Genomic DNA, 15890 nt, shown 5'->3' on the forward strand with positions numbered 1-15890 from the left:
CCGCCGCCCTCAATCGCCAGGCCCGCCGGCTGACGGACCGTCGATTCGATCGAGATTCTCTCGAACCGTTCACGACTGCTTCGCCTTCGACCTGCGGGACGTGCGAGTCGATGATGACGTTGGCCGGCGGCGTTGGCGGACGGGCTTCTCCTTCCCCGTGCCGGCGGCGAGGCGCTCCGACGCGCGATCCGACCACGCCTGCAGCAGCGTGTGGACGTCGCGCCCCCTGGCTGCCGGAACGTGCCTGGCGAGATACGCGCTCACTTCGGCGATGTCAGCCGACGCATCGGCCGCGCCTTCCTCGATCAGCAGCGCCCGAAGCGCGTCGTCCACGGGAATGGCATGGATGTCGAAACAGAGCAGCATGACACGGGCCGCCACGTAGGGCACCATGCCCTCGAGCGTCTCGATGTACTTCCGGGCGTCGCGCTTGCCCATGCCCTTGACGCGATCGAGCGACACCACGTGCTCGCGTCGGAACAGGTCGTTCAGCGACGCGCGCAGCCGCTGGCATCGCTCCAGCGACCGTGAATCCTTCTGACGCAGGCACAGCGCGATCTCGTATGGAAGCGAGACGCGCAGTTCGTTGTAATCCACGAATCCGTGCTTGAGCGCCCGATACGCGGCGTCCGCGGCAGTCCGCGACGAACCCCACAGCAGGAAGGAATAAATGAGCGTCTCCACCGGATCGTCGCCATGCGGCGGTGGAACGTCGGGCGCGGATGAAAGCCGCGCGAGCAAGGCGTCCAGTTGTTCGGCGCAGGCGCCGGCGTTCTTCATGACGACTCGTCTCCGCCTGGATGGTCTTGCACGTCCGCGCTGGGCGCCGCGGCGTCGGCCGGCGCGTCGCCGACCGCCTCGCGGATGGCCGCCGCAACCGCCGCCTGCTTCTTGAGGGAATCGTCGAGCCGGAAGGTCAACCGCGGAACGGTTCGCATCCGCACCCTTCTGGTCACTTCGCGGCGCAGCAGCGGCGCGGCGGAACGAAGCCCGTGCATGGTGAGTTCGGCGTGGACCGCGGGCAGCACCGAAACCGACACCTGCGCTTCGGCCAGATCGTCGGTGACGGTGACGCCGGTCACGGTGATCAGGCCGCGGATGCGCGGGTCATGAAGATCGCCTCGCGACAGGGCCATCTGCACCGCCTCGTGGATCTCGGAGCCGACCTGCTGAGCGCGGATGCTCATGCTCGGAACCTCCGCCCGCACCTCGCGCCGGGGCCGGTTCGATCGAGATGGGTCGGTCGCCGGTCGATCACGCCCGGGTCACCTCGACCGTCTTGTAGCATTCGAGGATGTCGCCTTCCTTGATATCGTCGTAGCCGTCGATCTTCATGCCGCACTCCTGACCGGCGCGGACCTCCTTGACGTCGTCCTTGAAGCGCTTGAGCTGCTCCAGCCGTCGATCCTTCTCGACCACGATGCCGCCGCGCGTGACGCGGATCTGGCTGTTGCGCTCGATGACGCCGTCGGTGACGTAGCAGCCGGCGATGAGGCCGACCTTGGAGATTCGGAAGACCTGGCGGACCTCGGCGTGTCCCAGCACTTCGAGGCGATGCTCCGGCGCCAGCAGGCCCTTGGCCGCCTTCTCGATGTCATCCATGATGTTGTAGATGACGTCGTAGAGCCGGATGTCGATGCCCTTGGAGTCGGCCAGCTGCCGCGCCTTGGCGCTGGACGTGACGTTGAACCCGACGATGATGGCGCCGGAGGCCTCGGCCAGCGTGATGTCGGACTCGTTGACGCCGCCCACGCCGGAGTGGAGCACGATCACCGACACGTCCGACACCTTCATGTCGCCCAGCGTTTTGCGCAGCGTCTCGAGCGAACCCTGCACATCGGCCTTGACGATGAGCCGCAGCTCCTTTCGCTCGCTCTGGGCCAGACGCTCGAAGATGTTGTCCAGCGTGACGCGCGGCTGGGCCAGTTCACGCTCGCGCTCCTGGTGGCGTCGCTCCTCCGCCGCCTGCTCGGCGGCCTGCAGCGAATCCACCACGTAGAACTTGTCGCCGGCGTCGGGAAGCACGTCGATGCCGGAGATGGCCACGGGTGTGGACGGCCCGGCGGACTCCACGCGGGCCCCGCGATCGTTGACGATGTCGCGCACGCGCCCATAGGCGCGCCCCAGCACGATGAAGTCCCCGCGCTTGAGCATCCCCTGCTGGACCAGGATCTGCGCCACCGCGCCGCGACCCTCCTCCATCTTGGCTTCGATCACCGTTCCCTCGGCGGGTCCGGCGAAATCCGCCTTCCATTCGTGCAGTTGCGCCTGGTAGTCGATCAGGTCGAGCAGTTCCTGCACGCCCTGACCGGTGAGCGCGTTGGTCTTGACGACTTCGGTGTCGCCGCCCCACTCCACGGGGTTGAGCCCGTGCTCGGCGAGCTGCCCGTAGATGCGCTGGATGTTCGACTCGGTGGCCTCGGGCTTGTCGATCTTGTTGAGGGCCACCAGGATCGGCACGCCCGCCGCCCTGGCGTGATTGATCGACTCGACGGTCTGCGGCATTACGCCGTCGTCCGCCGCCACCACGAGCACCACCAGATCGGTGACTCTGGCGCCGCGGGCGCGCATCTCGGTGAAGGCCTCGTGGCCCGGCGTGTCGAAGAAGACGATTTCGCGATCGGTGTCGCCCGCGCGCACCGGCACGCGGAAGGCGCGGGTGGACTGCGTGATCCCGCCCGCCTCGCCGGCGGCGATGTTGGTGTTGCGAATCTTGTCCAGCAGCGAAGTCTTGCCGTGGTCGACGTGACCCAGGATCGTCACCACCGGGGGCCGCAGGCGCGGGTCGCGCATCTGCCGGCTGGCGAAGGCCTGCTGAATCTCCTCCTCCGCCGACTTCTGCGCCGCGATGTCAAGCTCGATGCCGAATCCCAGCATCACTTCAATCGCCTTGTCGGCGGGGAGTACGGCGTTGATGTTGACCATCATGCCGCCCAGCATCAGCTTCTTGATGATGTCCGCCGCCTTGACGCCCGTGGCCGCCGACAGCTCCTTGACGGTGATGGGCTCGCTGATCTTCACGGCGCCGCCCGTCTCCGCCGCGGTGCTGGCGCGCACGACCTGCTGTCCGCGCTTCTGGATGTCGCGCCGGTGGGTTCGGAAGAACCCGCCCGAGCGGCTCAGCCGCTCCTCGCGCTCGAGCAGATCCTGTTCGCGCCAGTTGAATGATCCTGCGTCGTCGCCGGCCCCCGGTCCCGCGCCGCGTGCGGAGCGCCGGGAATCCGTCTCCGGGGCGCGACGCTTGTTGCGGCGCGACGCGCCGCGACCGGATTCACCGTCGTCCGCCAGGGGACCATGCTGGCCCGCCCCTCGTCCTCCCTTGGATGGCGGACGGGATGAGCCAGGCGCTTCACCGGGACGGGCGCGCTCCGTGCGAGCGCGGGGCGTGGGCAGCACATCCGGGGCCTCGACGCGGATGACCTTCGGCCCGGACAGCTTGGTCTTGAGCGGCTGCTCCAGGATCGGACCCACCGGCTTGACCACCTTGGGCCGCTGGGGCACGTTCATGACGACGGGACGCTCCGGCGCTGCGGGAGCCGCCGATTGCCGCTCCGGCGCCCGAACCGCCTTGCGCGGGGCTGTCGGCGGTGACTGGACTACCGGAGCCGCCGAACCCGCCTCCGCCTTGGCGGACTCGTCCGCGACCGTCAGCCCGGCGCCTGCTTCAGCGATGGCAACGGCTGCCGGCGGCGCTTCCGGCGCGGCGACAACCGAAGGCGTTACCGTGTCCGGTAGTTCCACGACCGGAGCCGACGCAATCGACACCACTGGCTCGTCCGCGCTCGCCTCCTCGGATTCATTGACGACATCGGCCTCGACATCGGACTGAGCGGTTTCCGCTTTCCGTGATCGCTTTCGCGCCTTGGCTCGGACGCGCGTGACATCCACCGGCGGCCCCTTCTCCACCGCCGTCGCCACGCCCCCGGTGTTGCTGAACCACTCGCGGATCGTGGCCGCAAGTCCCACCGAAACGGTGGACATGTGGTTCGTGATGTCGGGGATGTCTTCCGCCTGGCACTTGGCGACGATGTCCTTGGAATCGACGCCGAGTTCCTTGGCGATGTTGTGGATCCGCAATGTCTTGGCCAAGTGATGCTCCTGCTGTGCTCGTCAATCGCCCCCGAGCGGGCGAAACCGCTCCGAGTGAGCGGTGCGTCAGTTCTCCGTCGCGCCCCCTCCGCCCCCAGCCAGAATGGAATCGGCCGCCGCCTCGGCCTCGGCGTCCGGCGCCGGGGCGGCGCCGCCTTCGCCGGCCAGAATCGAGGCGCCGGCGGCCTCCTCCTCCGCCTTGCGGCGGGCGGCCTCCTCCTTCTCGCGCTGCTGCTGCTCCGCCACCTCCTTGGCCTTGGCGGTGCAGACTTCCACGATCCTGTCGGCCAGCGCCGGGTCGAGCCCGAGCTCCTGCGACAGCACCGAGGCCCCGATCTCCTCGATGTCGAACACGCTGATCATGCCCAGCGCGCCCATGCGGTCGAGCAGCGACTCCTCCACGCCCTCGATGGGCAGGATGGTCTGGGCGAGGATCTCCAGCCCCTTCTGGAACTCCGCCGGGGTGAGAATGTCCACGTCCCAGCCGGTCAGCCGCGCCGCCAGCCGCACGTTCTGCCCGCGCTTGCCGATGGCCAGCGAGAGCTGATCTTCTCGCACGATGATGGTGGCGCGTCCCAGTTCAAAGCAGAGTGAGACTTCCTCCACTTCCGCCGGCTTGAGCGCGTTGGCCAGCAGAATCTGACTCGATTCGTTCCAGCGGACGATGTCAATCTTCTCGCCGCCCAGTTCATCCACGATGTTGCGGATGCGGCTGCCCCGCACGCCCACGCAGGCGCCCACCGGATCGACCTTGGAATCCACGCTGGCCACCGCCAGCTTGGTGCGGAACCCCGGCTCGCGCGCCATCGCCTTGATCTCGATCACGCGCTCCGACACTTCGGGCACCTCCGCCTCGAACAGGCGGCGGATGAAGTCGGGATGGCTCCGCGAGAGCACGATCTTCACCTGGTTCCCCGCGTCGCGCACGTCGAGGATCAGGCAGCGCACCCGCCCGCCGGGCTGGAATTGCTCGCCGGGAATCTGCTCGCTGCGCGGCATGAACCCTTCGGCGCGGTCCACCTGCACGACGAGAGAGCCGCCTTCATATCGCTGGGCGGTGCCGGTCACCAGTTCGCCCTGACGCTTGGAAAACTCCTCCAGCAGACTCTCGCGCTCGTCCTCGCGGAAGCGCTGGATCATCACCTGCTTGGCGGTCTGGGCGGGAATTCGCCCGAGCGTCTCGATCGGGATCATTTCCCGCGTGACGTTGCCCAGGTCGTCCGTCCGGTTGCGCCAGATCGTCAGCGCTCCCGTCGTGCGGTCCATCTGGCACCCGAACTCCTCGGCATCCAGCGAGTTGAAGTGCTTGCGGGCGGCGGAGACCATCGCCTGCTCGATGTCGGCGATCAGCACGTCGCGCTCGATATTGCGCTCGCGGGCGATCGAATCGAGAATGCGGAGGGTTTCACTGTTCATGTTCGAGATGTTCCGTTCGTGTTGTCGAGATGTCGGGATGTTGCAAGCGACCGAGAACCGGCGTGTCCCAAAAGTGCGAACACGACCGTCCGCCGAAGCGAACGCCCGTGCCCGGGGGCGGATGGTCGGGACACCATGTCCCGACCCCGCAGACGATCTGTCGCCAATGCGTCAGATCATGTGCGGCTCCCCGTCCGATGGGCACCCGTCGCCCGCGCGGGCGACGCGATCCGGAGACGACCGGCCGGATGGATGCGGCATCGCTCCATCATGGCCGAACTGCTGCTTGACCCTGCCGGGTGTGCATGAACGACTCCAATCGACCCCGTGCATACGACGCGGGGCAAGCCAACAATATGGCCGAACCCGCGGTGATTCAAGCGTTCGCCAACGCTCGGCTTCGCGCCCGAAAACAAACGACCCCGGCGCCTCGGAGGCCGGGGCCGTCCGCATGCTGAATCCACGGCCTTCGTTCAGGCCTTCACAATGTGTCCGCAATCGCCACGGACGTCCTTCAAGGCATTGCGGGCGTCCACGATCAGCCGGGCGTTGTCGGCGATGAACTGCCAGTCGTACGCCTTGTGGTGCGTGGACACGACCACCATGTCGTAACCGGCCAGGGACTCCCTGGTCAACGGCACGCTCTTCATCTCGAAGTTGTACTTGCGCATCTTGTGCGTCTCGGTCACGTGTGGATCGTTGAAGTCCACCCAGGCGCCGAGATCCTTGAACTTCTCGATGAGCTCGAATGACGGGCTCTCCCGCACGTCATCCACGTCCGGCTTGTAGGCCAGACCCAGGATCAGCACGCGCGAGCCCTTGACGGGCTTGCCCCGGTCGTTGAGCGCCCGCACGGCACGCTCCACCACGTACTCGGGCATGGCGTGGTTGACCTCGCCCGCCAGTTCGATGAATCGTGTGGGCATGCCCACCTCGCGGGCCTTCCACGTCAGGTAGAACGGGTCGATGGGGATGCAGTGCCCGCCCAGACCCGGACCCGGATAGAACGGCTGGAAACCGAACGGCTTGGTGGCGGCGGCGTCGATCACCTCCCAGATGTCGATGTCCATCGCCGTCAGCACGCGTTTGAGTTCGTTCACCAGCGCGATATTGACGGCGCGGTAGATGTTCTCCAGCAGCTTGGCGGCTTCCGCCACTTCCGCCGTGGAAACGCGGATGACCTGCTTGATCGCCTTGGCGTACAGCGCGGTCGCCAGATCGCCGGAGATGGGGTCGATGCCGCCCACGAGCTTGGGGATCGTCTGGGTAGAGTGATCCTTGCGGCCCGGATCCTCTCGCTCGGGCGAGAAGGCGAGGAAGTAATCCCGGCCGCATGTCAGCCCGCGCGCCTCGAAACGGGGAAGCAGAATCTCGCGCGTCGTGCGCGGGTACGTCGTGCTTTCCAGCGAGATCAACTGGCCCGGGCGCAGCGTGGCGGCGATGGCGTCGCCCGTCTTCTCGATGTAGCTCAGGTCCGGCTCAAGGTGTCGTCCCAGCGGCGTGGGCACGCAGATGATGACTGCGTCCGCCTCACCCAGCCGGGAAAAGTCACTGGTGGCTTCGAACCGTCCCTGCGCTCTGGTCGGCGCCATGTCCGACACCAAGGTCGCGCCGAGGTGCTTGAGGTAGCTCTCGCCCCGGTGCAGCATGTCGATCTTGCGCGGGTCGATGTCGAAGCCCAGCACCGGAAAGCCGGCGTCCCAGAAGGCACGCAACAGCGGAAGCCCCACGTAGCCAAGCCCGATCACGCCGATGCGAGCGGTGCGCCGTTCGATCGATTCGGCCAACCGATCCGCCGCGGCGGATGCGGATTGACCCGCCTGGCCGGCGACGTTGCCTGCAGAACTCGCACGCCGCGGAGACCGCTCAACACTCAACCCTGACATGCACGTCACTCCCTGGATACGAAGGTGGTGATCCGACGATTGGACAGGCATCCACCAACCAAACGGAGCCGGATTTATCCGGACCTCCTGATCCGGCCCATGTTGCGGTATTCATCGACACTTCGCCGATCGTACGTCAGTGGCCTTGGTCGATCCCGTCCGCGGACACCACCCTGGCGACAAAAAGGACGAGGGCCCGGATGACCATCATCCGAGCCCCGTCCAGTGGGAAGAAAGGGAAAGCACGCCGGACCCGTCAGGATTCGGCGTGTGTTGACTGGCGTCAGATCGGATCAGACACTCGGCTGCCCAGGCGGTGACAACGACGCTGAGATGCTCGCGAGGCGACAGCAGGATCCCGTAACGGGATCCTGCTGCGTCGATGCTGAGTCGATTGGTCGGGCAGGAACTTCTGCCCAGGCGAAGCGAGAATGCGGTTGGTCAGATGCGCCGCAGACGACGGCGGACCACCACCGCACCCGCCAGGCCGGCCAGGCCCATCAGCGCGGCGGGCGGAACCGGCACGATGACGATCTGATCCTGACCACTGTCGCTCATGGCGGCAGCCAGCAGATACTCTCGCTCCAAGTCATCGCTGAGCCAGGCGTTCTTCACGTCGAGCAGCATGGCGTTGGCCATGTTCTTGGCGTTGGTCGTCATGTTGCTGGCCTTGAACCAGCCGGAGGTCAGCGACAGGTTGCCGGCGAGAACGGCGGACAACTGTTCGTTCACGATCTCCCACAGCGCGATCTGGAAGGCCGAGGCGCGATCCTTGTCAGACGACGCGTCGTTGACGAGGTGGAAATACTTGGCGTACAGGTGGTGAACCATGGCCGCCTTCTCAGGCCCCATCGGTCCAGGACCGTTCGGCGGGCTGTTGGGGGCATCCTTGAGCGACACCACGTTGAACGTCTTGGTGGCGGCGAACTGGAAGATGTCCGTGCAGAACGTGATCATCGGACCAAGCTTGATGCCGTTCTGCGTGGTGGCAGTCACGTTCCACTTCAGCTGCCCGGTGAACACGTTCACGCTGGTGCTGTAGTTGCCATCGTTGTACTGGATATTGGTGTTCGTATTGCCGCGTCCCGCACCGACGAATGACATGGTGATCGTCCCGGCCCATGACGCACTCGCCATAAGAGCCGATGACGCAGCGATAGCTGAAAGCACAATCCCTCGGAAAGTACGACGTCTCACGTTTCTTCTCCCTACCAAACGAGCCGACAGTGTTGAAGGACCACTCCTCCTGCTCATCAATGTACACCAGATATGGCCTCGAGGTATCAAAACTCAGACATTCTTCAAGTATTTTCTGGTTCCAGTGAGTAATCTCACAGATCATCCCAAACCACCCAGATTCACGCGGTGGTCTTGGCTGGTCTGACCAGATTGGTGGCGTTGAACGCCCGATTCTTCAGGGGCCTCCACCACATTTCGTGGTCGCGATACCACTCGATCGTCTGAGCGAGGGCCTGGGGCCAGGCGCTTCGAGTGGGTCGCCACCCCAGCTGCGTACGGATCTTGCCTGCGTCGATGGCGTATCGCCGATCGTGCCCAGGCCGATCGGCCACCGGTTGGATCATCTCCCTGCCCATTCCCAGCAGGTGCAGCAGTGTGTGCGTCAACTCCAGGTTGCTCCGTTCGTTGTCGCCGCCGATGTTGTACACCTCGCCCGGCGTGCCGGATTCCAGCACCACCAGCAGGGCCTCGCAGTGATCCTCCACATGCAGCCAGTCGCGGACATTCAGCCCGTCGCCATAGAGCGGCACCTTTCGACCATCAAACAGGTTGGTGACGAAGAGCGGGATGACCTTCTCGGGAAACTGATACGGGCCGAAGTTGTTGGAGCAGCGCGTCACCATGGCCGGAAAGCCGAACGTGTGGTGATACGCCAGCACCAGGTGGTCGCTGGCCGCCTTCGATGCCGCGTACGGACTGTTGGGCGAGATCGGCGAGGACTCGGTGAATCGCTTCGACGGGTCATCCAGCGGCAGACTGCCGTACACCTCGTCTGTGCTGACATGCAGGAACCTTTTCACTTGCCCCGAATCACGGCAGGCGTCCAGCAGCACCTGCGTCCCGACGACGTTGGTCGAGATAAAGGGACCGCTGTCGTGGATCGAACGGTCCACGTGACTCTCGGCGGCAAAGTGAACCACTGCGTCGCACCCGTGGAGCGCCTCGAGCACCTGATCCCGGCGACGGATGTCCCCGTGAACAAAGCGATAGGCCGCGTCTTCTGAGAGGTCAGCCAGGTTCGCCAGGTTGCCGGCATAGGTGAGCAGGTCGAGGTTCACAACCTGCCACGCAGGCCGCACCCGACGCACGAAGCGAATGAAGTTGCTGCCGATGAAGCCAGCGCCGCCGGTCACGAGAATCCTGTGCATGGGGCGTCCTTGCGATCGCTCTGTCAATGGACCTGCGCTGCGGTTGGCAAGTGGTTTGCCGCACCGGGGAGTATCTCACGCAGACAGGCGCGCAGGGCGTCGAGCCAGTGTCGCGGCTGCCCGATCAGATTCGTCGTGCCGGAAAGATCGAGAACGCTGAAGCGGGGTCGCCTGGCTGGTCGCGGAAACTCGTTCGTCTCGATCGGCAGAACGCGACAGGCAAGCCCCGCCTCATCCACGATCGCCTCGGCGAACTCGAACCACGAGCAGTCGCCGCTGTTCGTCGCGTGAAACGTGCCCTCGGCGCCGCGATGGATCAGGCGGCAGGTCATCTCCGCCAGATCGGCGGCCAGGGTAGGCCGCCCGCGCTGATCCATCACCACCCGCAGCTCGGGCTTGGCGGCGGCATGCTGCAGAATGGTCTGCACGAAGTTCCGCCCATGCGGGGCGTACAGCCAGCTGGTCCGGATGATGAGATGCCGGCAGCCGCTGCGCCGAATCGCCACTTCGCCCGCCAGTTTGGTGGCGCCATACCAGTTGACCGGGTCCGTCGGATCCGTGACGGCGTAGGGGCGCCGCCCCTCGCCATTGAACACGTAGTCGGTCGAGTAGTGAACCAGCAATGCGCCCTGCTCAACGGCAATCCGCGCCAGAATCCCGGGCCCATCCCCATTGACGCGGGCGGCCTGATCACGGTCGCTCTCCGCCCCGTCCACGTTGGTGTACGCCGTGGCGTTGATGATGATGGCCGGCTTGAGCGGCACGAGGGCGGCGCGCACGGCGGCCTCGTCGGTCACGTCCAGCGCCGTGGAGTCCGCGAACGCCACCATCCGGTTCGCCAACTCGGGGCAGGCCGAAATCAACTCCTGCCCCAGCATGCCGGATGAACCCAGGAGAACAACCGTACCCGGTGATTCCGATGCTCGCATGGCTCTCTCTCCCTCCGTCGGTTGACTACACGGCTTCCGTCACCTTCGGCCGCGCGGCACGCCGCTCGGCCCGATCGACGCGGTTGGCCCCGGTCTGCGTGACCAGATTGCTCGCCCGGTGCAGCGACTCGAACGTTCCCGCATCGGTCCACCATCCCTCCAGCACGTCGTAGGTCAGGTCGCCGCGCTTCAGGTAGGCGTTGTTCACATCCGTGATCTCCAGTTCGCCGCGGGCGCTGGGCTTGAGATCGCGGGCGAAGTCGAACACGTCGTTGTCGTACATGTAAATGCCAATGACGGCGAGGTTGGAAGGGGGATCCTTGGGCTTCTCGATGATCTCGACGATCCGGTCGTCCTCGAACCGCGCCACGCCGAACCGATGCGGATCGGGAACCTCCTTCAGCAGCAGTTTGGCGCCGGTGCGCTGCGTGAAGAAGTCCGCCACCGCGTGGCGGATGTCGCGCTCGATGATGTTGTCGCCCAGAACCACGCAGATCTTCTCGCCGTCGGCGAAGTCCTCGGCCAGTTTGAGCGCATCGGCGATGCCGCCCTCCCCTTCCTGATAGGTGTACTGAAGTTCCCGGATGCCCAGCGCCTTGCCATTGCCCAGCAGCTTGAGGAAGTCGCCCGCGTGCTCACCGCCGGTGACGATGAGAATCTGGTCGATGCCCGCGTTGAGCAGGCAGTCGATGGGGTAGTAGATCATCGGCCGGTCGTACACCGGCAGAAGGTGCTTGTTGGTGACTCGGGTGAGCGGCAGCAGCCGCGTGCCAAGCCCGCCTGCAAGAATCACGCCTTTCATGCGTCCGCTCTCCGATGGTGGTGCGATCCACTGGTTCTCATCACGACTCCGAAGCGGCTCCGATCAGGCCGCGAGCTGGCTCCAGGCAACAGACGGCGGCGCGGACGCCTGCAACGAGGCGCGAATCTCGTCCAGGGCGTCGGCCACCTCGACCGGCACGATCAGGGCATGCCGCAGCAGCGACTCCACGCGCGACACGATGCTCCTGGCTCCGGTTGCGTCGCCCCGGCGAATCAGAATGCGCGCCCTGGTGAGCAGCAGCGCCGGGTTTTCCGCCTGCCGGGCCAGCGCCAGGTCGATCGTCTGCAGCGAATCATCAAGCCGCCCGGCGTGCATGAGCACCAGGGCGTGCGTGTCCAGGAAGTCCGGGACGTCGCCGTGCAGACCGACCAGCCGCTCCGAGAGCGGGAGCGCTTCATCCGCACGGGACACGGCGGTGACCAGCAGCATGGCCAGGTTGTTCAGGGCGATGGGATCATTCGGATCGCGCCGCAGCAGCTCTCGATACTGCGACACCGCCTCCTCCGTGCGCCCTTCCGCGGCGGTGATGATCGCAATCGTCCGAAGTGCTTCCGGCGTGGGCTCGGACGAGCCGACCGCCGACTGAACGGCCTCGCGAGCCCGCGTGAAGCACATGGCGGCGCGAGCCGCGCCCTGCGGCTGACGGGCGATTCGCTGTCCCACCGTGGCCCAGGCGAGCGCCAGGTGGAGCCGTCGCTCGAAGGAGACGGCCTGCTCCGCCGCGCGGTTGAGCGCGGCGGACGCCAGATCGCCGCTGAGCGTCTGGGCATTGCTCAGCCAGGTCGAGAAGACTCCCTCGTCGCCGCTCATGTCCTCGACGACTTCGCGGTAGGCCTCGTCGATACGGCCGGCAAGCATGAGCGTCACGACCCATCGCTCAAATCCGCGGGGGTCGCGGCGGCGCTCGGCCCGGAACCGCTCCACCATGGGCGCCAGCACTTCGTACGCGCGGTTGAAGTTCTTCAGATCCAGCGCGATCGAAGCCAGAACGATGCTGGCCTCGTAGGGATCAGCCAGCGAGCGGCGCCTCCAGGCCTCGGCATTCGTCAGGGCCCGCTCCAGTTCGCCACGGTCGATCAGGATTTCGGTCATCCACTGCGCCGGTTCGGGATCACCGGGCATCCGCAGCATGGCCTGCTCAGCCACACGTCGGGCGCCGTCGGTGTCGCCGGCGATCCGGTGCAGCATGAACGCCAGCCGCGCCGCCGGAAGGAACGTCGGGTGCTTCGACGCCAGTTCGCTGGCGGCGCGAAGATCCTCAACCTTCCTTGACATGCTCCCGTCGCTGGAGACGACGCGGCTGAACAGTCGCACGGTCTCGACCAGCGCCGTGTTGTCCCCGCGAAGCTGCTCGAAGGTGCTGAGCGCCTCGCGCCGGGCCGATTCATCGCCGCCCAGGGCGGCGGCGGCGATGAGCAGACGCAGATCCTCCTCCTCGGGATGGCGCTGCAATGCCGCACTGGCGATGCGGATCGCCTCATCGGCCTTCCCCTGCATCATGGCATGACGCGCCAGCCAGACGCTGGTGGTTACGTTGTCGGGATCAGATTCCGCGGCGCGCAGCAGGAACTGCTGGGCGGTCGCATGGTCCCCCCGCTGCACGTGATAGGCGCCCCACAGCATCAGGCGCAGCGACTCGCGCTCCAGCGCCGCGTTGTTCAGGATCGACTCCGCCCTCGACCAGTTGCCTCGGGCGACCTGATGCTGCACCGCCAGAAGCACGGCCATGGGTGAGCACGGCGTCTCCCGCACCAGTTCGTCGAGCAGCGCCCAGGCCTCGTCGTACCGTCCGGCCCGCAGGCGCCAGGCCGCCAGCGTCAGGCGGTCGGTCTGTTCTCCTGACGCTCGCGCCACCACGTCAAATCGAGCGACCGCCGCTTCAAAGTCACCCTGTCGGGCGAACAGCGAAGCCGCGGCACGACTGACTTCCTGGTCGGCGCCTCGATAGGTCTCGAACTGTCGGAGGTATCGCTCCGCCGAGGAGAACTCGCCCAGTTCCTGCAGCAGGGCGATCAGCTGGGGATAGAGCGTCGTCTGCTGAGGCCATCGCTCCACCGCCTGACGCAGCAGCCCCGCCGCCATGCGGCGATTGCCCGGTCCGATGGCCAGATGCAATCTTGCGAGCGTGGTCAGCACGGCGACAGAATCTCCCCCGCCGCGCTCGCGGAGGCCGTCCACGTCGGCGAGCGCCGCCGCCAGGGCCTGCTGGTTGTCGGCGTCGAATCGCAGCGTGTACTGCGCCCGACCGAGAATCAGACGACTGGAGCCGGGCGGAGCGATCGACTCGAGCCGCGACAGGGCTCGACCGAGCGTCTCGGCATCACGCCATGTCGAGTTGAGCGACAGAAGCATGTCCAGTGCGTCGCTCGGCAACGACGGATCGTTCAAAAGGTCGCTCAGCGCCTCGCGGACGGAAGGGAGATCGAACTCCTCCAGGTAGCGAACGCGGTTGAGCCGCCACTTCATCGGCGGCGAAGACGCCTGCAGATCGACCACCCGGTCCAGCTCGGCCAGACCCGCCTCGATGCGGCCCGATCGTCCCAGCGCCCGGGCCCTCGCCCAGGCAAGGTCCATCGCCGCGTCATCCGACCCGGCGGCCTCGGCGAGCGCCGCGGGAATCTCGACCCGGGCATCCACCGCCAGATGCGCCAGCTGGGCCTTCACGCGATCAGGCACGTTGCCTTGCGAGGCGGCCTGCGCCAGCAAGGCGCGCAGGCCAGCGGCGTCGCCGCGCTGCCACATCGCCTGGGCCAGCAACGGGAGAACATCCGCCGTACCGCCGGTTCCCTCGTAGAGCGACTGAAGGAACGTCAGTGCATCGGGCCACGCCGGCTGACGACCAAGATCGGGAAGCGCAATGCCCGCCTGCTCGACAGCCAGCCAGATTCTTCCGAGACTCAGATACGGACCGATCACACTGGGCCGAGTGCTGCGCGTCATGTCGTGGACCGTGATGAACGCCTCATCCAGGCGCCCCATGCGCAGCAGCGATTCGGCCAATCCGACCCCCGGCACGATCCACATCCGGCGGGTTTCCTCGTACGCCCGACGAAACGCAACCATGGCCGCCGGTGTCTCACCCAGGGCGGCCAGGGCCTCACCCTGCAGATGGAACAGCACGGCGACATCCACACCAGCCGCCATTGTCTTCGTGGCGCCTTGCAGACGCCCCAAGGCGCTGTCGTACGCTCGCAGGGCCTCGCGCCAACGCCCGGTGTTGGCCTCCCGACGCGCTTCGATGGCGTCGCCCCAGGCATTCGTCAGGTCGCGCTCATCCGAAGGCATGGCGGCCGCGGCTTCCTCAAGCCGCGCCAGAAGCTGACTCACCTGAGCGTCGTCCTGACGCACCGTCGCCAGCAAGGCCTGCCATCGCAGGATGGCGGGCGTGGGCTCCGTCTTCATGGCGGCCAGCGCCGAATCCAGGGTCGTCTGCGCGAGATCGGGGCGTCCATGAACCCACTCGCGCCGAACGGCAACCTCGACCGGCCACCACTCGTCAGGGAACCGACCACGGGTCGAGGTCAGGAACTCGTCCGCGGTGTCCCGCTCTCCGATCTGCTCGAGAGACCAGAGCAGGTATTCAAAGACATCTCGCTCGACGCCGAGCCGCGCGGCTTCCAGAAGGTCGGCTCGTCCCGACTGTGACTGCTGAAACCGATAGCGCAGAATCCCGCGCAGCACCAGCCAGCGGCCGTCCGCCGCCTTCTGTTCGGCCATGAGAGCGTCGCAATAGGCGCTCAGCGCCTGGAAGTCCGCCCCCGATCGTTCGAGCACGCCCAACTCGACTTCACGGTACTCGTAGCGGTCCGGATCGATGCGCGTCAACTGGGATGCACGCAACTTCGCGGGCTCAAACGCGCCCGACGCCATGTGCCCCGCGATGAGGGCCATCAGCGCACCCTCGTGCGCCGGATCGATCGCCACCAGGCGCTCGGCGATGTCCATCATGTCCACGCGACGACCGATCTGGCGGAAGATTCCCAGCAGTCCCTCGAGCGCCGTCCGATTGTCCGTGTCACGTTCCAGCACCGAACGATACACCGCCGTGGAGGCGCGCACGTGGCGGCCATCGGGTTCAGGAACCCGCAGCCGGGCATCCGCCAGCAGCAGCGCCGCCTCGATGTCATCGGGATAGCGCCCATAGTACTGGCCGAGCGCCCGGATGGCCTCGCGGTATCGTCCTGCGGCGTGATGCTCCACGCCATGCTCACGCGCCTGCTGAATGCGTCGCTCGGTCAGATACGCGCGAACGCCCAGCGCGGCTCCACCAAGCGCCGCCAGAGCGACGACGATGGCCGTGACCATCAGCAGCCGGCGCTTTCCTCGTTTCGTCAGTTTCACGTCCCGATCCTCCCTGTCT

General features: G+C 66.3%; 10 protein-coding genes. All 10 read right to left on the reverse strand.

The window, feature by feature from the left end:
• Positions 1 to 69: 69 nt before the first annotated feature.
• The 10 genes from HRU76_14705 to HRU76_14750 all read right to left on the reverse strand — a co-directional run bounded on the left by HRU76_14705 (position 70) and on the right by HRU76_14750 (position 15871).
• Positions 70 to 780 (reverse strand): hypothetical protein, encoded by a 711-nt coding sequence (locus HRU76_14705; GenBank protein QOJ18756.1) that lies wholly within the window; start codon positions 778 to 780, stop codon positions 70 to 72.
• Positions 777 to 1187: a 30S ribosome-binding factor RbfA gene (gene rbfA / locus HRU76_14710; GenBank protein QOJ18757.1), complete on the reverse strand. Its 411-nt coding sequence runs from the start codon at positions 1185 to 1187 to the stop codon at positions 777 to 779. The genes HRU76_14705 and rbfA overlap by 4 nt, the downstream gene beginning before the upstream one ends.
• Before the next feature lie 67 nt (positions 1188 to 1254).
• Entirely contained in the window at positions 1255 to 4089 is a 2835-nt protein-coding gene (gene infB, locus HRU76_14715) for a translation initiation factor IF-2 (GenBank protein ID QOJ18758.1), read from the reverse strand.
• A gap of 66 nt (positions 4090 to 4155) precedes the next feature.
• Positions 4156 to 5505, reverse strand: a complete 1350-nt coding sequence (nusA, locus tag HRU76_14720; protein QOJ18759.1) for a transcription termination factor NusA — start codon at positions 5503 to 5505, stop codon at positions 4156 to 4158.
• Positions 5506 to 5978: 473 nt separating this feature from the next.
• Positions 5979 to 7391, reverse strand: a complete 1413-nt coding sequence (locus HRU76_14725; protein ID QOJ18760.1) for a nucleotide sugar dehydrogenase — start codon at positions 7389 to 7391, stop codon at positions 5979 to 5981.
• A gap of 441 nt (positions 7392 to 7832) precedes the next feature.
• Positions 7833 to 8495 carry a hypothetical protein gene (locus HRU76_14730; GenBank protein ID QOJ18761.1) on the reverse strand — a complete coding sequence of 221 codons (663 nt, stop codon included), beginning with the start codon at positions 8493 to 8495 and terminating at the stop codon, positions 7833 to 7835.
• A gap of 254 nt (positions 8496 to 8749) precedes the next feature.
• On the reverse strand, positions 8750 to 9778 hold the full coding sequence (rfbB, locus tag HRU76_14735) for a dTDP-glucose 4,6-dehydratase (protein ID QOJ18762.1): 1029 nt from the start codon (positions 9776 to 9778) through the stop codon (positions 8750 to 8752).
• Between the two features lie 23 nt (positions 9779 to 9801).
• Positions 9802 to 10707 (reverse strand): dTDP-4-dehydrorhamnose reductase, encoded by a 906-nt coding sequence (gene rfbD, locus HRU76_14740; GenBank protein ID QOJ18763.1) that lies wholly within the window; start codon positions 10705 to 10707, stop codon positions 9802 to 9804.
• A gap of 25 nt (positions 10708 to 10732) precedes the next feature.
• Positions 10733 to 11509: an NTP transferase domain-containing protein gene (locus tag HRU76_14745; GenBank protein QOJ18764.1), complete on the reverse strand. Its 777-nt coding sequence runs from the start codon at positions 11507 to 11509 to the stop codon at positions 10733 to 10735.
• Positions 11510 to 11572: 63 nt separating this feature from the next.
• A complete protein-coding gene (locus tag HRU76_14750) occupies positions 11573 to 15871 on the reverse strand; it encodes a tetratricopeptide repeat protein (protein QOJ18765.1) in 4299 nt (1432 codons plus the stop codon).
• Positions 15872 to 15890: the final 19 nt, after the last annotated feature.

The sequence above is a fragment of the Phycisphaeraceae bacterium genome (assembly GCA_015709595.1).
Classification (GTDB): domain Bacteria; phylum Planctomycetota; class Phycisphaerae; order Phycisphaerales; family SM1A02; genus CAADGA01.